Source organism: Rhizobium sp. SEMIA 4085, assembly GCF_013004495.1.
GTDB lineage: Bacteria > Pseudomonadota > Alphaproteobacteria > Rhizobiales > Rhizobiaceae > Rhizobium > Rhizobium gallicum.
In genome coordinates this window covers 18,843-34,438 of sequence record NZ_JABEPH010000013.1, presented here as the reverse complement: position 1 = coordinate 34,438, position 15,596 = coordinate 18,843, and the positions used below count along the sequence as shown (strand labels likewise).

The following is a 15,596-nucleotide window of genomic DNA, read 5'->3' as shown; positions in this document are numbered from 1 at the left end:
CGCACCGTCTTTGGTCACACTGTTACTTGGGTTGGTGGCCCGCACGCGTCGCCCCCATCCAAAATCCGAGGCGGTTTTCCTTCCCCCCTTCCTCCGGGTTCTCATGGACCCCGCGCCCGCCATCTTTGCCCCCTACGGGATAACCGCCTCCCGGCGCGTGTCCAACCGCCACTGCCGCATCCACGGCATTGCCGCCTCCCTTCAGGATCTCGACACCGACATCCGTCGCCAGATGCTGTGCGGTTACGACCATGCCATGTTCGGCTTCGACGGGCGCAGGCGAGGCGGCGAAAGCCGGTGCGAGCGGCGAGACGACAAAGGCAAAAGCGGTAAATAGCGAAATGGCTTTAATGCGCAAGCGTGCCATCACTTCCCCTCCAAACCATCAAATTATCCGGAGGGATATGGTTTCGTTTTGGCGGTGCGCAAGTCCGTTCAGGCGGCAATTGCGCTGCCGCCTGACAACCTTTCTTCGGCAACGCGCACGGCGGCCTCAAGATCGCGCGGCATTCCGGCGATATTTTCCAGTGCGGCGATGGCGACATCGGTTGCGAGATAGTCAGGCTTATGGCCGACGCCCTTGATCTTCAGCAGTTTCGAGCCGGCGATGTCGCGGGCAAGGCCCTGGGAATGCAGGTGCTCCCAGACGATGCCGTCGCTGTCGCCGGTAATGATGACGGTCGGTGCCGTGATGCGGCTATAGAAGGGCGATTGCGCCTTCAGATATTCAAGCAACCTGATGAAATCGGTGGCGTTGGCATGGAAGGTCTTCGGCCGCAACACCAGGGACGGCCCAGTCTTTGAGATGTAATCGGCCGGGCGCGGATTGGGCCGGAAGACATTAAGCGTAACCTGCTCCAGCCGCCACAGGCCCAGTGGTACGACAACAACGCGACTAAAGAGCCAGCCGATCAGCGGCACGGTCGCGATGTGATAGTACCAGTCGATGCCGCCCGGCCATGGATGAGTCGCCGGGGCAAGGAAGAGGAGACCGGCGGTCTTTTGCGGATGGTGCACGCCGAAGGCTGCGGCGATTGCACCGCCGAAGGAGTGACCGACGATGATCGCCTTTTCAATCCCGCGCTTTTCCATGAGCTTTGCGATCGCATCCGCTTGGCCGGAGGGGAAAGCATTCTCCGGTCCTCCACGTTCCGAATAGCCATGTCCGGGACGGTCGACGAAGAGCAATGCCGCGCGCCCTGCGAGCGGCAGCAAGAAGGCGCCGATCTGGTCGAGCAGGTTGCCGCTCGCGCCGTGGATAAAGACCAGGGGCGGTAGGTCGGCAGTGTCGGGGCGGGGGATGTGCACGGCGTTCATCCTGTAGCCGTCGATATCGGCCAGTTCGCCGATATTGGGAAATGCCTGTTCAAACTGCCGGGCTTTGTAAGACGAATAGCCGATTGCGGCAGCGATGGGGACGAGAATGGCGGAAATTTCGGCAAGCATGGCTTTGAACCGGCAACAGTTACGGCACCAATCCGTAAGATTGCGCATGCCGGTTCGGCGTCAAGATCAGGTCCGGCTTCCGGCGAGTTTTTCGGAGAGCGTATTTGCCTGCTGCTGCGCCGCGCGGTTTGCGGGGTAGACCTCCAGGAAGCGCTCCCAGGCTTTCAAGGTGAGTTGGTCATTGCCCGACATATTGAGAATCGTCGCCAATCCCGACAGTGCACCGAAGTGGCGCGGCTCGAGATTGAGCACGTGCTCTATGTCGGACATCGACTTGCGATAGTTGCCCATGGCGTAATTCAGCGTTGCGCGGCGATTCCAGCTTTCGGCGTAGTCAGGTTTCAGCGCAATCGCCTGATCGAGGAAATCAAGGGCTGCAGGATTGCGCTTTTCCTCGATCGCCTTGTCGGCCCACTGCATCAGCAAGTTCACAGTGGCGCTGCCGGAATTATTCCACTGGAGGCGGATTTCCTCCGCAATGCCGCTTGCCTTGTCCGGATCGCGCTCGCGCTTCAGCTGGGCATAGAGATTGTCGAGATGCTGTTTCGGAGAGGAGTTGGCATCCGGCTGCTCGATAATAACTTCCTTGTCCGCGGCAGCGGCAGGGAAAGCAGGAGCAAGGAAACCGAGAGCAAGCGGCAGCGCCGCGCAGGTCAAAGCAAAAAAGCGCATGGCGGACAATGTAGCCCGCCAGCGCCGAAGATCAAAGAAAATTTGATGTGATCACCGAAGCGACCCTAACGGAAAAGCCCGCAGCACATAAACGCGCAGGCGTAATCCGGCTCACGCTATGATCAGCCCTGACGAGCCTTGTAGCGCGGGTTCAGCTTGTTGATGATGTAGATGCGGCCCTTGCGGCGAACCAGACGGTTGTCACGGTGGCGAGCCTTGAGCGACTTGAGCGAATTCTTGATCTTCATTTTTCTGATCCGCGATCTCTGTGGGGGAATGTCACATTCGCCCGTATCTTTTAAACAATCAAAAAGCGCGTCTGTGCGCGCTCTTTAGGTTGGGCGTGCAGATAACCCGGCCTCATGTCTGTGTCAACCACATGAAGGCTTTTTCTCGGGCAAAAACCTAGGCTTTCCCCGTCAGTACCGTCACATGCCCCATCTTACGGCCGGGGCGGGATTCGGTCTTGCCATAGAGGTGGACGAAGGTATCGCGGCGTTTCAGCCATTCCGGAAGGCTCAAGATATCGTCACCGATCAGGTTCTGCATCACGCATTCGGAATGACGGTTCGCGTTGCCGAGCGGCAGGCCGCCGACGGCACGGATGTGCTGCTCGAACTGCGAGACAACGCAAGCTGCCTCGGTCCAGTGGCCGGAATTATGGACGCGCGGGGCCATCTCGTTGGCGATCAGGTTGCCGTCTGCGAGCACGAAGAATTCGATACCGATGACACCGACATAGCCGAGCGAGGTGAGGATTGCTTCCGCCGCCCGGTGTGCAGCCGCGGCGGTTGCCTCTGAAATCGACGCTGGCACCGTCGACGTGTGCAGAATGCCGTTGCGATGGACGTTTTCCGCCGGATCGAAGGCGACGACGGTGCCGTTCGCCGCGCGGGCGGCGATGACCGAAATCTCGCGCTCGAAGGCGACGAAGCTCTCCAGAATCAGCGGCACGCCGCCAAGGCCGGCATAGACGCCTTCCGCGCTGTCGGCGGCGGAACGGAATACCTTCTGGCCCTTGCCGTCATAGCCGAGGCGGCGCGTCTTGAGCACGCCCTGGCCGCCGAAGTCCTTCAGCGCTGTGTCAAGCTCGCTTTGGCTGTCGACGGCGTGAAAGCGCGCGGTCGGGATGCTGCATTCATTGATGAAGCGTTTTTCGACGAGACGGTCTTGTGCCACTTCCAACGCCTTAGGCGGGGGGTAGACGGGAACGTCCCTTGCCAAGGCCTCGGCAGCGGAAACCGGCACATTCTCGAATTCGTAGGTCACGACGTCACAGGACTTTGCGAGTTCGGCCAGCGCGGCAGGATCGTCATAGGCCGCAACGATCTGACGGTTGGCGGCCTGCGCGGCGGGACAATCGGCCTGCGGTTCCAGGATGATCGTGCGGAAGTTCAGCCGTGCTGCGGCCATCGCAAGCATGCGGCCGAGCTGGCCGCCGCCGATGATGCCGATCGTCTTTGCCGTCATAGGTTGTCCATGGGATATTCGGCAATCGAGGCGCTTTGCCGTTCGCGGTATTCATCGAGACGCTCGGCAATATCCTCGTCCGAAAGCGCAAGAACGGCGGCGGCCAAGAGTGCTGCGTTGATTGCACCTGCCTTGCCGATCGCAAGAGTGCCGACCGGAATGCCGCCTGGCATCTGGACGATGGAAAGAAGGCTGTCCTGGCCGGACATCGTCTTCGACTGGACGGGAACGCCGAAAACCGGAAGCGGCGTCAGCGCGGCCGTCATGCCGGGAAGGTGGGCGGCGCCGCCCGCACCGGCGATGATCACCTTGAAGCCCTCGTCGCGCGCGGTCTTGGCAAAATTCACCATGCGCTCGGGCGTCCGGTGCGCCGAAATAATGCGCGCTTCATAGGGAATTTCCAGCGCCTCCAGCGTGTCGGCGGCGTTTTTCATGGTCTCCCAGTCGGACTGGCTGCCCATGATGATGGCGACGGGCGGTCTGTCTGTCAGCGTCAACGGCATTACCCTTTCAGGCGATGATATCCGGAATGATCTGGTCTTCCAGCTTCGTCAGCTTGTCCTTGATGGCGAGCTTCTTCTTTTTCATGCGCTGGATGCGCAGCGCGTCGCATCCCATGGCAATCATGGCGTTGATCGCGGCGTCGTAATCCTCGTGCTCCTGACGCAAGCGCGCTGCCATGAGCCTGATTTCCGCCTGTTCCTGATCGGCCATTCGTATTCCCCATAGTCGTCTTCGGACGTTGTCCGGCCTGCCGATGATTTCCGCAAGCTCCTATCACCAAATAGCGGCAGCGGCTAGTTGGTGTTGATCATGAATTTGCCATGGACTGAGCACGTTTTCGCCTTCGACAAGGATGTAAAAATGTGTCACATTCCAAAAGTTGACGCCTAGAACTCCAGCGATGGATGGCTGGGGAAGGCAAGAGGAAGGAAGGGTCAAATGACTGTTCAAGCTCATCTTGAGTCACTCGAAAAAAAGCATGTAGCTCTTGAGGAGGAGTTACATTCGCTGATGGCATCCCCCTCCAGAAAAGACACCGACATTGCGGATTGCAAGCGCAGAAAGCTGCGCATCAAAGACGAAATCCAACGTCTGAAATCATCCGTTCACTAAGCGATAATGCCGATTGCCGGCGCGCTGATCCTGCAGCATAAAGAGGATAAAATCCAATCTTTCAAACGGGTTAGTTAATAACCGGCGATTTTTTGAAAAATCATGCGCCAGTCCCAAACACTGCGGAGTTGGGCTGGCGCATTTCTTTTGGACGAACGCGTTCACGCCCAGAATTGATCAAGCCACAGATTGAGTTTGTCGAAGCCTCGATTGTTGACCGCATAGATGCGCCTCGTGCCCTCGGAGGTTACCGATACGAGGTTGCTGTCAAGCAGCGCCTTCAGATGCTGCGAAACCGCCGGCCGGCTGATCGGCAGGCTTTCGGCAAGTTCGTTGACCGTTCTCGGCGCGCGCCGCAACTGCTCCAGCAGGAACCGCCGGTTCGGATCTGATATCGCGGCGAAAGGGTCGGTGGTCGACATGGCGAAAAGCTACGTCAAAGGCAGCCTCCGGGCAAGGAAATTGTGCGCCGCAACCGAGCGGCGATTGCCGGCGCCAGGACCTAGAATCCAAGCCCTTCGTGAATGATCAGAAGCGCTGCGATCAGTGCCATCGCATACATGAACGGATAGAATATCTCCGGCTTCATGCGCTTAACGCACCAGGCGCCAGCAATGGTCGCGAGTGGGGCGAAAGGCAGCAATGTCGCCGATGTTACGAGATTTTTGGTATCGAGCTGGCCGAGCGCAAAATAAGGAATGAGTTTCACCGCGTTCAAGATGGCAAAGAAACGCACGCTGGTGCCGATGAATTCGCGTGGCGGCAGTTTCAAGGGCAGCGCGTAGATCTGAAACGGCGCACCGCCGGCATGGGCGACGAAACTGCCATAGCCGGAAAGCGTTCCCCATGCGCCCGCAAGCAAGGGCCGCTGGCCGCGCGGCAGGACGACCTTTCCCGCACCGGGGCCGAAATTGTTCCAGAAATAGCGGGCGCAGAAAAGTACGGTGACTGCACCGATGACCACGCGCAAGACATTTCCGGGCACCAGTGCGGATGTTGCCCAGCCGACCGCAATGCCAAAGAGGGCACCCGGCAGCATGATCTTCAGCGTCGTCCAGTCGCCGTGCTTGCGCCAGACAACGAGCGAGATCATGTCCATGAAGATCAGGATCGGCAGCAAGATGGCGGCTGCTTCGACAGGCGAGACCACCAAGGCTAAAACAGGGACGCCGATCAAGGCCAGTGCGTCGCCCATGCCGCCCTTGGCCAGACCGACAAGCAGCACGGCCGGCACCGCGGCATAAAAGAATGACAGTTCCGGCAGCATGCTTTTCAAGTCCTCCCCTTGCCAGCCCCGTCTAACGGAATTACTCACACAAAACGAGTGTGGATTTGCCGTCTGCTGGCGAAACCCGCTGAAAATGGAAAGAGTTCATGACCGGACCGGAAAACCGCTGCCGCCTTGTCCTGATCGTCCCGGACATCGCCGATGCCGACGAGCAGGCAAATATTGTCGCCGACGCGCTGAAGGGCGGCGACGTTGCCTCGGTGATCGTGCCGCAATACGGGCTCGATGCCGGCGCGTTTCAGAAACATGCCGAGAAACTGGTTCCGATCATCCAGAATGCAGGGGCAGCGGCGCTGATTGCGGGCGACAGCCGCGTCGCCGGACGCTCGAAGGCAGACGGTTTGCATTTGACGGGTCTAGCCGCCGAAATCGCCGAGGCGATCGACAAACACGCCGGCAAGATGATCATTGGCGGCGGTAAAGCGACCGACCGCCACACGGCTTTGGAGATCGGCGAGGCACGGCCGGACTATATCTTCTTCGGCAAACTCGACGGCGACATCAAGCCGGAGGCGCATCCGAAGAACGTGGCGCTCGGCGAATGGTGGGCCTCGATGATTGAAATTCCCTGCATCGTCATGGGCGGGACCGATCCGGCTTCTGCCCTTGTCGTCGCCGAGTCCGGTGCCGAGTTCGTGGCATTGCGCCTGGCGGTGTTTGGCGAGCCTGGCCTGGCCCCGTCGGTCGTCGCTCAGGTCAACGCACTTCTTGACGAAAAAGCGCCACGGTTTGGGGATTGATATCGCGGCCATGCCGATCCTCTTTGCCTGTTTGCGCCGATCTCTCCTGTCTGCCGCCGTTTTCACGGCTGTTTTGCCATATGGCGCTTCGGCGCAGACCGTCGACAACGTCGTGACGCGTCCGCTGGGTTCAGAAGCTGAACCGTTCAAGACCAACCGGCCGGCGGAAGGAGCGCAGCCCTCGACCGGTCTCGGCGTGCTGGATCGCATGGGCGCCAAGCTGCCCGACCTGCCGCCGGAGAAGGATTACAAAGGGCCGATCGATACGGCTTACGGCGCCTATCAACGCGGTTATTACCTGACGGCAATGCAGCTGGCGCTGCCGCGCGCGCAGCTTGGGGATCCGGCAGCGCAGACGCTCATTGCGGAAATGCAGTATGCCGGGCTCGGTGTTCGCCGCGATCTGAAGAGCGCAGCATTCTGGTACGGCAAGGCTGCCGAAGGCGGCGATGTGGCGGCGATGTTCAAATATTCGCTCATCCTGATGGCGGGAGAGCTCGTGGCGCGCGACAAGGCGAAGGCGGACGATTACATGCGCCGGGCGGCCGACGGCGGCAATCCTTCAGCGCAATTCAACTGGGGGCAGTTGCTGACGACCGATCATCCCGGCCCCGAAGGACTGAAGCTCGCGCTTCCCTACTATGAAAAGTCCGCCCAGCAGGGTATTGCCGACGCCCAATATGCCGTGGCGCAAATCTATTCCGTGCTTGCCGATCTGCCAAAGCAGAAAAAGAAGCTGGCGCGCGAATGGCTCGCCCGGGCAGCGCGCGCAGGTTACGACACCGCGCAGCTCGATCTTGGCGTATGGCTCGTCAATGGCACAAATGGACCGCGGGACTTCGTGAAGGGCTTTCAGTGGATGAAGCTCGCTGCTAATCGCGGTAACGTCGCGGCGCAGAACAAGCTCGCTCATCTTTATATCGGGGCGCTCGGCACCAAGCCGGACCCGGTCGAAGCGGCGAAATGGTACGTGCTTTCCCGCCGGGCAGGGTTGCCCGATCCGGAGCTTGAGGATTTCTATCTCGGCATCGAAGACGCTCAGCAAAAGCAGGCGATCGACCGGGCAAACAAGTTCCGCCGCCTGCCCTGAGGTTCACAACAGTGCGTCGGCGAAGCCTTCGGTGCCGGCGACCTCTTTCAGCGTCTGCAATGCTCTCCCCTTGAAATTTGCCTGATTTTGTGGTCTTGAGGCCGCCATCTAACTCAGAGCGCTGCCCCTTCCGGCGATCAGGGACCGTTCCCGCCCTGACAGCGCACCCCGTATCAGTTCCAAGGAAAATGCCCCAATGGCCCGTTCTGCTCTTCTCAATGTCATGGTTCAGGCTGCCGTCAAGGCAGGAAAGTCGCTGGGGCGTGATTTCGGGGAAGTGCAGAACCTGCAGGTTTCGGTGAAGGGGCCGGGCGATTTCGTATCCAATGCTGACCGGAAAGCCGAAAAGATCGTCAGGGACGAGCTGTTGAAGGCGCGCCCGACCTATGGGTTCCTTGGAGAGGAGAGCGAAGAGATCAAGGGCACGGACGGGGCGCACCGCTGGATCGTCGATCCTCTCGATGGCACGACCAACTTCCTGCACGGCATTCCGACCTTTGCCGTGTCGATCGCGCTTGAGCGCAACGGCGAAGTCGTTGCGGGCGTCGTCTTCAATCCGGCGATGGACGAGCTCTATACTGCCGAGCGCGGCGGCGGCGCCTTCTTGAACGACCGCCGGCTGCGCGTCGGTGCGCGCCGTGTTCTTTCCGATTCCGTCATCGGCTGCGGCGTGCCGCATCTCGGCCGCGGCAACCACGGCAAGTTCCTCGTCGAGCTTCGTCATGTGATGGGCGAAGTGGCCGGCATCCGCCGCATGGGCGCTGCCTCGCTCGATCTCGCTTATGTCGCAGCTGGCCGCTTCGATGGCTTTTGGGAAATGGGATTGTCGCCCTGGGACATGGCAGCCGGCATCCTGCTTATCCGTGAAGCTGGCGGTTATGCGACCGATTGGAACGGCGGCACGGATATCCTCGATGGCGGCGCGATCGTCGCCGGCAATGAATATATTCACAAGGCGCTGATCGAGACCATCAAGCGCCCCATCCCTGCGAAGTGAGACACGTGGGAAACCGACTGTTGTAAAGACACGGTTTTCTCTGCCCGCGCACTTCAATTCGGCACAATGTTGATCTAGTCTTCGGTTGCAAGCAATCCGGAGGGCTGCGCAACCATGGAAAATGTGAATGCGGCGGAATTCGGCTCGACCGAAAAACCGAGCAGCAACTATGTCTATAAACTCTCCAGCCCGATGCCGTTCCTCTGGACGATGCTCTTGTTCCTGGTCATCGTCGGCTTCATCGCCGCCATTCTTTTCCGGCAGACGCAGACAGCTTTCATGCACAATCCGGGCCTCAACGGCCTCATCGTCGGCGTGCTTGCGGTCGGCATCATCCTGGTCTTCAGCCATGTGCTGTCGCTTCGTCCGGAAGTGCGCTGGTTCAATTCCTTTCGCGCAGCCGGCAGTGCGGACAAGGTAAATCGCAATCCGAGACTGCTTGCCCCCATGCGGGCGCTGATCGGTAACCGTAAGTCGACGGCGACGCTTTCGACCACCGCGCTACGCTCTATTCTGGATTCGATCGCCACCCGCCTCGATGAATCGCGTGATACGTCGCGTTATCTCATCGGCCTTCTCGTCTTCCTCGGTCTTCTCGGTACCTTCTGGGGTCTCATCGGCACGATCGGCTCGATCAGCGGCGTCATTCAGTCGCTTGATGCAGGCTCGAACGGCACCGGCGACGTGCTGACCACGCTCAAGGAAGGTCTGTCCTTGCCACTTTCCGGTATGGGCCAAGCCTTCTCGTCTTCGCTGCTCGGCCTTTCCGGGTCGCTCATTCTCGGCTTCCTCGATCTTCAGGCCGGCCGGGCGCAGACTCGCTTCTACACGGAACTCGAAAACTGGCTTTCCTCGGTGACCGATGTCGGGTCGGATGTTGCCGTTCCGGCGCTCGGCTCGGGTACGTCTTCCGAGGACCTTCGCGCGATGTCGGACTATCTGAAGAAGGTTGCCGAGGAAGGCGGAGCCGGCAGCCAGCGCTCGGTTGCCGCGATGGCAAGCCTTGCCGAAGGCATCCAGGGTCTCGTCAAGAACATGCGCAACGAACAGCAGATGCTGCGCGACTGGATCGAAGCGCAGCAGGACGAGGCAAAGGCCATGCGTCGCACGCTGGACCGGCTGGCGGAACGCATCGGCGCGCAGGAAAAGCAGAGCGGCGCCGAGAGAAGCCACCGCGTCAGCCAGACCGAAAAGAGCGAGGGCAAGTAAGCCATGGCGCTCGCCCGAAACCGCCGCCGCCACGGCGAACTGAACTACTGGCCGGGTTTCGTCGACGCACTTTCGACGCTGCTGATCGCCATCATGTTCCTGCTAACGGTTTTCGTCGTCGGCCAGTTCATTCTAAGCCGCGAGATATCCGGTCGCGACGAAGTGCTCACCCGCCTCAACAGCCAGATCAACGAACTGACGCAGTTGCTCGCGCTTGAGAAGGGCAGCAAGCAGGATCTTGAGGATTCCGTTGCCAATCTGCAGGCATCTCTCGCGACCGCTGAAGGTGACCGCTCACGGCTGCAGGCATTGCTCGATGCCGGTTCCGGCGGAAAGGATGCGGCACAACAGCGCATCGGCGGCCTGACAAAAGAACTCGACGAACAGAAGCAGCTAAGCGACCGGGCGCTCAGCCAGGTCGAAATTCTCAACCAGCAGATTGCGGCCCTGCGCAGCCAGATCGCAGCCGTCGAGGCGGCGCTTCAGGCATCGGAGCAGAAGGACCAGAGTTCGCAGGCGAAGATCGCCGATCTGGGCCGGCGGCTGAATGTCGCGCTGGCGCAGCGGGTTCAGGAACTGAATCGCTACCGTTCCGACTTCTTCGGCCGCCTGCGCGAGATCCTGTCCGACCGCGAAAACATCCGCATCGTCGGCGACCGTTTCGTCTTCCAGTCGGAGGTTCTGTTCCCTTCCGGCAGTTCCGATCTCAATCCTGAAGGCACGACAGAGATGACGAAACTTGCCACTGCGCTGCTAGATCTGTCCAGGGAAATACCGCCGGAAATCAACTGGGTGCTCCGGGTCGACGGCCATACCGACAATGTGGCGCTTTCCGGGGCCGGCCGCTTTCGCGACAACTGGGAGCTTTCCTCGGCGCGCGCCATCTCCGTCGTCAAATACCTGATTTCGCAGGGCGTGCCTTCCGACCGCCTCGTTGCGGCAGGTTTCGGCGAATTCCAACCGATCGCACCCGGCGATACGCCAGAAGCCCGCGGCACCCACCGCCGCATCGAGCTCAAGCTGACAGAGAAATAGTTTGTGATAGACACACCCGCCCTTGCCAGCCGCAGGGGGCGGGCGGCCTCACAAGGGCTCTGCCACCCATTTGAAATCACCGATGAAAAAATCGCGGTGGGAAGTCCTGCGGTTGCATTGACGTTTACGTGCGCGTAATTTCATGCGGATGGATGCGGGGAGGCGTTCGGGATGGAATATGACGTGCTGGTCGTTGGTGCGGGTCTTGCCGGGCTTGTCGCTGCGGCGGAATCGGCAGATCGGGGACGCAAGGTCTGCATTCTCGACCAAGAGGGCGGACAGAGCCTCGGCGGGCAGGCCTTCTGGTCGCTGGGCGGCCTTTTTTTCGTTGACAGTCCCGAGCAGCGCCGCCTGGGCATTCGCGACAGCCTCGATCTTGCCAGGCAGGATTGGGTGGGGTCGGCAGGCTTCGACCGGCCCGAGGATTACTGGCCGCGGCTTTGGATGGACGCCTATCTCGACTTTGCGGCGGGCGAGAAACGCTCCTTTCTACATCAACAGGGCATGCGGTGGTTTCCGGTCGTCGGTTGGGCCGAGCGCGGCGGCGGCGTGGCTCATGGTCACGGCAATTCCGTGCCGCGCTTTCATCTGACCTGGGGCACGGGGCCAGCCGTGCTTACACCATTTATCCGGCGCGTTCGGGAGGCAGAGGCGAAAGGCCGCGTCACATTTGCTTTCCGCCACTGCGTGGACGAGCTCGTGGTCGAAAATGGCGCCGTCTGCGGCGTGCAGGGGACGATCCTCGAGCCCGATGCTGCGCCGCGTGGCAAGGCAACGGTTCGCAGGGCTGCCGGAACATTCGAATTCCGTGCGGGTGCCGTCATCATCACTTCCGGCGGCATCGGCGGCGACCACGATCTCGTGCGTCGGAACTGGCCGGTAGAGCGTCTTGGTCGTCCGCCTGCGTCGATGGTTGCGGGCGTTCCCGCCCATGTCGACGGCCGCATGTTGGCGATCGGCGAGCGTGCCGGCGCGAGCATCATCAACAGCGACCGCATGTGGCACTATACGGAAGGCGTGAGGAACTGGGATCCGATCTGGGCGAACCACGGTATCCGCATCCTTCCCGGTCCGTCGTCCTTCTGGTGCGATGCCGACGGCAACCGTTTTGCTCCGCCGGCAATGCCGGGCTTTGATACGCTTGCCACCTTGAAGGCGATCCGCGCCAGCGGGCATGACTATAGCTGGTTCATTCTTACCAAGGCGATCATCAAGAAAGAGTTCGCGCTTTCGGGTTCGGAGCAGAACCCCGACATTACCGGTAGGGATATTGCGTTGCTTTTGAAACGGCTCGGCAAGAACCCGCCCGGGCCGGTGCAAGCCTTCATGGACAAGGGCGAAGATTTCATCGTCCGCGAGACGCTCGAAGAACTGGTCGAAGGCATGAATGCGCTGACCGGAGAAAACCGGCTCGACACTGCGCATCTGCGTGGCCAGATCGAGGCGCGCGACCGGGAAATCTCCAATGCCTACTCCAAGGATGCGCAGATAACTGCCATTCGCGGCACTCGAAATTATATTGGCGACAAGCTGTTGCGGACGGCAAAGCCGCACCGGCTACTGGATACCAAGGCGGGGCCGTTGATCGCCGTTCGGCTGCATATCCTGACACGAAAGTCGCTGGGCGGTCTGCAGACGGATCTTTCGGCGCGGGTGATCAGTATGAATGGTGATGCGGTGCCGGGTCTCTATGCCGCCGGTGAGGTCGCCGGTTTCGGCGGAGGCGGCATGCACGGCTACAAAGCGCTTGAGGGAACTTTTCTCGGCGGCTGCATCTTTTCGGGCCGGGTGGCGGGAAGAGCCGTATAAGGCGGCGCCTTTCGAGCGCCGCCAGTCTCGTTAAGCCGTTGCCTTGGTCTGGTCGTCGACCGTTGCGTCGGGCGCATTCTTCTTGATGGATTCAATGGCGCTCAGCGCGGATGCCTTGGCCTTGTAGCCCTCCGAGTTGAACATGGATTCGCCGTTCGAAGCCTTGAAGCGGAAACGGAATTCGCCAGCCTTATCCTTGTACACTTCAAACTTATACATCGATTATCTCCCAATTATCAGGAAGTTGCCTCGGTAACGGGAGACAATCTAGTGCAAAAGTTGAGTCTATTCCATCTGGATATTCGCACCCTTGACGATGGGTCCCCATTTCGCCAGTTCGGCCTTGACGTGTGCGCCAAGTTCCTCCGGCGTGGAGCCGACGATCGTGGCGCTGAAGTCTTTCATGCGCTCGGCAACGGCCGGGTCCTTCAGAGCCTTGTTGGCGGACGCGTTGAGCTTTGCCACAACATCGGCGGGCGTATTCGCCGGCGCAAAGAGCGCGTTCCAGGTATAGGTCTCGTAACCCGGAACGCCGGACTCAGCGATGGTCGGAATATCCGGGAAGGATGGAGCACGTTTCGCCGTAGTGACCGCCAGCGCCCGCAGCTTGCCGGATTTGATGTGGCTGGACGATGACGGCAGGTTATCGAACATGATCGATACCTGATTGCCCAGCAGATCGGTCAGCGCCGGGCCTGCACCCTTGTAGGGGATGTGCTGCATCTTGACGCCGGCCATCGAATTGAACAATTCGCCGGAAAGATGTAACGGCGTGCCGTTGCCGGAGGAAGCATAGCTCCATTTATCCGGCTCGGCCTTCAGCAGCGCGATCAATTCCTGGACGTTCTTTGCAGGCAGCTCCGGATTGACGACAAGCACGTTGGGCACGATGACGAGCAGTGAAACCGGCGCGAAATCCTTTTCCGGATCGTAAGGAGTGGATTTAAGGATCAGCGGGTTCAGCGCGTGCGTCGCGACCGTTCCCATCAAGATGGTGTAGCCGTCCGGTTCCGCACGAGCCACGTTGCCCGCACCAAGATTGCCGCCCGCACCGGCGACGTTCTGGACGATCACCTGCTGACCAAGGTCTTCCGACATCTTCTCGGCGATGATGCGCGCCACGACATCGGTCGACCCGCCGGCGGCAAAGGGAACGACGAGCGTAACCGAGCGCTCCGGAAACCCTTCGGCATGGGCGCCTCCGGCGCTCATGGCCGCAAACAAGCCGAGGCCGAGTGCCATGCGGCGGGTCATATTAAAAAGTGCCATTCGATTTTCCTCCCGGAATTCAGCGATGATGTCGCCCGACTGCATCAAATCGGGCAAAAGGAGGGTAGGGCGGAGGCGGATAAAAGCAACCGGAAGCGGCGGCATGGAATTGCAACTTTAGTCGCTGAGGTAAACTATCCGACTATTGATATTACAATCCGTCCTCCGATAACCATCTATGCGAAAGACGCAATCGAATGTGTAGGCTTGGCGGGGCGAGATCGTGGAGTTTGACATGCAGCCGGTATCCAATCCATTTCCGGCAGTCGAGAACGAGGAGGACGGTCTTTGGCCGGTGCGCCGGCACAAGATCCTCGACTGGTTGATCAATGAAACGCGCAACCAGCGGTTCATCGACAATATCTTGGTGGAGATGTGCGAGCGGCTGCGAGCTGCGGGCGTTCCCGTCGCTCGCGCGACGATGCATTTCCGGACGCTGCATCCTCAATGGCTCGGCGCGCGCATCCTCTGGCGTCCCGGCTTGCAGGAAGCAAAGATCACCACCTTCGGCTACGGCGTCGAGACAACGTCGCAATTCCTGAACAGCCCGATCAACGAGATCTTCAGCGGCGGTAGGGAAGTGCGGCAGAGCCTCGAAGGTGAAGTTGCTTCCTATCCGCTCTATGGCGAGTTGCAGGGTGAGGGGCTGACGGACTATGTGGCCTGGCCGATGGAGCACACGCTCGGAAAACGGCACGTGATTACCTTCTCAAGCGACACGCCAGGCGGCTTTAGGGAAGACCATCTGATTTTCCTCAAGGATCTTTTACCGGCGCTCACGCTTGTCACCGAAATCCGGATCAAGAACATTCTTGCCCGCACGCTGCTGCAGACCTATGTCGGGCCGCATGCCAGCGAGCAGATTCTTGCAGGCGCCACGACCCGCGGCAGCGGCGCAACGGTCGGCGCAGCGATCCTCATTTGCGACTTGCGCGACTTCACGACGATCTCCGACTTATGGCCGCGCGACGATGTCATCGAATTGCTCAACGCCTATTTTGATGCCATGTCGGAGCCAATCGAAAAGCACGGCGGCGAGATCCTGAAATTCATGGGCGATGGCTTGCTCGCCATATTTCCGCTGACCGATCCGGATGCCTGCATCAATCTTCTGCGGGCAATCAAGGAAGCGCAAGCGGCAATGACCGAGCTCAATCTCTTCAACGCGGAAAGGGGACATGTGGAGCTGCGTTATGGCGTCGGCGTGCATGTGGGGGATGTCATGTACGGCAATATCGGCTCGCGCAAGCGCCTCGATTTCACCGTCATCGGCCCGGCCGTCAACATTGCATCGCGGCTGGAGAGCCTGACCAAGGAAATTAAGCGTCCTGTGCTGCTGTCGAAAGCCTTCGTCGAAATGGCAGGGTGCGAAAGCGACCTGGAAAGCCTCGGATCTCACCCGCTGCGCGGCTTGGATGAGCCTGTGGATGTCTACGCGTTTCCTCAGGAGTAGCG

General features: G+C 60.1%; 18 protein-coding genes and 1 pseudogene. 8 read left to right on the top strand and 11 right to left on the bottom strand.

Features of this window, described 5'->3' with window-relative positions:
• Window positions 1–154: 154 nt before the first annotated feature.
• The 7 genes and pseudogenes from ggt to C9413_RS02885 all read right to left on the bottom strand — a co-directional run.
• Window positions 155–367, bottom strand: a pseudogene (gene ggt / locus C9413_RS02915) (gamma-glutamyltransferase); the annotation flags it as partial.
• A gap of 68 nt (window positions 368–435) precedes the next feature.
• Window positions 436–1,446: an alpha/beta hydrolase gene (locus C9413_RS02910; RefSeq protein WP_170250175.1), complete on the bottom strand. Its 1,011-nt coding sequence runs from the start codon at window positions 1,444–1,446 to the stop codon at window positions 436–438.
• 66 nt (window positions 1,447–1,512) lie between these two features.
• Window positions 1,513–2,127, bottom strand: coding sequence for a hypothetical protein (locus tag C9413_RS02905; RefSeq protein WP_039846059.1), 615 nt, complete (start codon window positions 2,125–2,127; stop codon window positions 1,513–1,515).
• Between the two features lie 113 nt (window positions 2,128–2,240).
• Window positions 2,241–2,366, bottom strand: coding sequence for a type B 50S ribosomal protein L36 (gene ykgO, locus C9413_RS02900; RefSeq protein ID WP_003582204.1), 126 nt, complete (start codon window positions 2,364–2,366; stop codon window positions 2,241–2,243).
• Window positions 2,367–2,523: 157 nt separating this feature from the next.
• On the bottom strand, window positions 2,524–3,588 hold the full coding sequence (locus tag C9413_RS02895; RefSeq protein ID WP_039846058.1) for a 5-(carboxyamino)imidazole ribonucleotide synthase: 1,065 nt from the start codon (window positions 3,586–3,588) through the stop codon (window positions 2,524–2,526).
• Window positions 3,585–4,079 (bottom strand): 5-(carboxyamino)imidazole ribonucleotide mutase, encoded by a 495-nt coding sequence (purE, locus tag C9413_RS02890; RefSeq protein WP_028739727.1) that lies wholly within the window; start codon window positions 4,077–4,079, stop codon window positions 3,585–3,587. The genes C9413_RS02895 and purE overlap by 4 nt, the downstream gene beginning before the upstream one ends.
• Before the next feature lie 19 nt (window positions 4,080–4,098).
• Window positions 4,099–4,302 carry a DUF465 domain-containing protein gene (locus C9413_RS02885; protein ID WP_027508067.1) on the bottom strand — a complete coding sequence of 68 codons (204 nt, stop codon included), beginning with the start codon at window positions 4,300–4,302 and terminating at the stop codon, window positions 4,099–4,101.
• A 228-nt stretch (window positions 4,303–4,530) separates the two neighbouring features.
• Between C9413_RS02885 and C9413_RS02880 the strand changes: the two genes are divergently transcribed.
• Window positions 4,531–4,704 (top strand): DUF465 domain-containing protein, encoded by a 174-nt coding sequence (locus C9413_RS02880; RefSeq protein WP_022715810.1) that lies wholly within the window; start codon window positions 4,531–4,533, stop codon window positions 4,702–4,704.
• 161 nt (window positions 4,705–4,865) lie between these two features.
• Here C9413_RS02880 and C9413_RS02875 read toward each other — a convergent pair whose 3' ends face one another.
• A complete protein-coding gene (locus tag C9413_RS02875; protein ID WP_022715809.1) occupies window positions 4,866–5,126 on the bottom strand; it encodes a metalloregulator ArsR/SmtB family transcription factor in 261 nt (86 codons plus the stop codon).
• Window positions 5,127–5,206: 80 nt separating this feature from the next.
• The gene (locus tag C9413_RS02870) at window positions 5,207–5,971 is read right to left on the bottom strand and encodes a sulfite exporter TauE/SafE family protein (protein WP_039846057.1); all 765 of its coding nucleotides are present in this window, start codon (window positions 5,969–5,971) and stop codon (window positions 5,207–5,209) included.
• Window positions 5,972–6,078: 107 nt separating this feature from the next.
• Here C9413_RS02870 and C9413_RS02865 point away from each other — a divergent pair, with 107 nt between their 5' ends.
• From C9413_RS02865 to C9413_RS02840, 6 genes are all read left to right on the top strand, one after another.
• Entirely contained in the window at window positions 6,079–6,732 is a 654-nt protein-coding gene (locus tag C9413_RS02865; protein WP_039846056.1) for a thiamine phosphate synthase, read from the top strand.
• Window positions 6,733–6,742: 10 nt separating this feature from the next.
• On the top strand, window positions 6,743–7,822 hold the full coding sequence (locus C9413_RS02860; RefSeq protein WP_039846984.1) for a tetratricopeptide repeat protein: 1,080 nt from the start codon (window positions 6,743–6,745) through the stop codon (window positions 7,820–7,822).
• Window positions 7,823–8,018: 196 nt separating this feature from the next.
• On the top strand, window positions 8,019–8,819 hold the full coding sequence (locus tag C9413_RS02855; RefSeq protein WP_022715806.1) for an inositol monophosphatase family protein: 801 nt from the start codon (window positions 8,019–8,021) through the stop codon (window positions 8,817–8,819).
• Window positions 8,820–8,933: 114 nt separating this feature from the next.
• Window positions 8,934–10,028: a hypothetical protein gene (locus tag C9413_RS02850; protein WP_039846055.1), complete on the top strand. Its 1,095-nt coding sequence runs from the start codon at window positions 8,934–8,936 to the stop codon at window positions 10,026–10,028.
• Window positions 10,029–10,031: 3 nt separating this feature from the next.
• A complete protein-coding gene (locus C9413_RS02845) occupies window positions 10,032–11,063 on the top strand; it encodes a peptidoglycan -binding protein (RefSeq protein WP_170250174.1) in 1,032 nt (343 codons plus the stop codon).
• A 171-nt stretch (window positions 11,064–11,234) separates the two neighbouring features.
• Entirely contained in the window at window positions 11,235–12,872 is a 1,638-nt protein-coding gene (locus C9413_RS02840; protein ID WP_039846053.1) for an FAD-binding dehydrogenase, read from the top strand.
• Between the two features lie 30 nt (window positions 12,873–12,902).
• Here the strand turns inward: C9413_RS02840 and C9413_RS02835 are convergent, their stop codons facing one another.
• The gene (locus C9413_RS02835) at window positions 12,903–13,091 is read right to left on the bottom strand and encodes a YegP family protein (protein WP_039846052.1); all 189 of its coding nucleotides are present in this window, start codon (window positions 13,089–13,091) and stop codon (window positions 12,903–12,905) included.
• 66 nt (window positions 13,092–13,157) lie between these two features.
• Window positions 13,158–14,141, bottom strand: coding sequence for a tripartite tricarboxylate transporter substrate binding protein (locus tag C9413_RS02830; RefSeq protein WP_039846983.1), 984 nt, complete (start codon window positions 14,139–14,141; stop codon window positions 13,158–13,160).
• Between the two features lie 235 nt (window positions 14,142–14,376).
• Between C9413_RS02830 and C9413_RS02825 the strand changes: the two genes are divergently transcribed.
• The gene (locus C9413_RS02825; protein ID WP_039846051.1) at window positions 14,377–15,594 is read left to right on the top strand and encodes an adenylate/guanylate cyclase domain-containing protein; all 1,218 of its coding nucleotides are present in this window, start codon (window positions 14,377–14,379) and stop codon (window positions 15,592–15,594) included.
• The last annotated feature ends 2 nt before the right edge of the window (window positions 15,595–15,596 follow it).

Bases quoted from the DNA above. Each gene is read 5' to 3' on its own strand.
- C9413_RS02835 (WP_039846052.1), bottom strand. From the start codon at position 13,091: ATGTATAAGTTTGAAGTGTACAAGGATAAGGCTGGCGAATTCCGTTTC.
- C9413_RS02870 (WP_039846057.1), bottom strand. From the start codon at position 5,971: ATGCTGCCGGAACTGTCATTCTTTTATGCCGCGGTGCCGGCCGTGCTG.
- C9413_RS02875 (WP_022715809.1), bottom strand. From the start codon at position 5,126: ATGTCGACCACCGACCCTTTCGCCGCGATATCAGATCCGAACCGGCGG.
- C9413_RS02840 (WP_039846053.1), top strand. From the start codon at position 11,235: ATGGAATATGACGTGCTGGTCGTTGGTGCGGGTCTTGCCGGGCTTGTC.
- C9413_RS02910 (WP_170250175.1), bottom strand. From the start codon at position 1,446: ATGCTTGCCGAAATTTCCGCCATTCTCGTCCCCATCGCTGCCGCAATC.
- C9413_RS02860 (WP_039846984.1), top strand. From the start codon at position 6,743: ATGCCGATCCTCTTTGCCTGTTTGCGCCGATCTCTCCTGTCTGCCGCC.
- ykgO (WP_003582204.1), bottom strand. From the start codon at position 2,366: ATGAAGATCAAGAATTCGCTCAAGTCGCTCAAGGCTCGCCACCGTGAC.
- C9413_RS02895 (WP_039846058.1), bottom strand. From the start codon at position 3,588: ATGACGGCAAAGACGATCGGCATCATCGGCGGCGGCCAGCTCGGCCGC.
- C9413_RS02865 (WP_039846056.1), top strand. From the start codon at position 6,079: ATGACCGGACCGGAAAACCGCTGCCGCCTTGTCCTGATCGTCCCGGAC.
- C9413_RS02845 (WP_170250174.1), top strand. From the start codon at position 10,032: ATGGCGCTCGCCCGAAACCGCCGCCGCCACGGCGAACTGAACTACTGG.
- C9413_RS02850 (WP_039846055.1), top strand. From the start codon at position 8,934: ATGGAAAATGTGAATGCGGCGGAATTCGGCTCGACCGAAAAACCGAGC.
- C9413_RS02885 (WP_027508067.1), bottom strand. From the start codon at position 4,302: ATGGCCGATCAGGAACAGGCGGAAATCAGGCTCATGGCAGCGCGCTTG.
- C9413_RS02830 (WP_039846983.1), bottom strand. From the start codon at position 14,141: ATGGCACTTTTTAATATGACCCGCCGCATGGCACTCGGCCTCGGCTTG.
- C9413_RS02880 (WP_022715810.1), top strand. From the start codon at position 4,531: ATGACTGTTCAAGCTCATCTTGAGTCACTCGAAAAAAAGCATGTAGCT.
- C9413_RS02825 (WP_039846051.1), top strand. From the start codon at position 14,377: ATGCAGCCGGTATCCAATCCATTTCCGGCAGTCGAGAACGAGGAGGAC.
- C9413_RS02855 (WP_022715806.1), top strand. From the start codon at position 8,019: ATGGCCCGTTCTGCTCTTCTCAATGTCATGGTTCAGGCTGCCGTCAAG.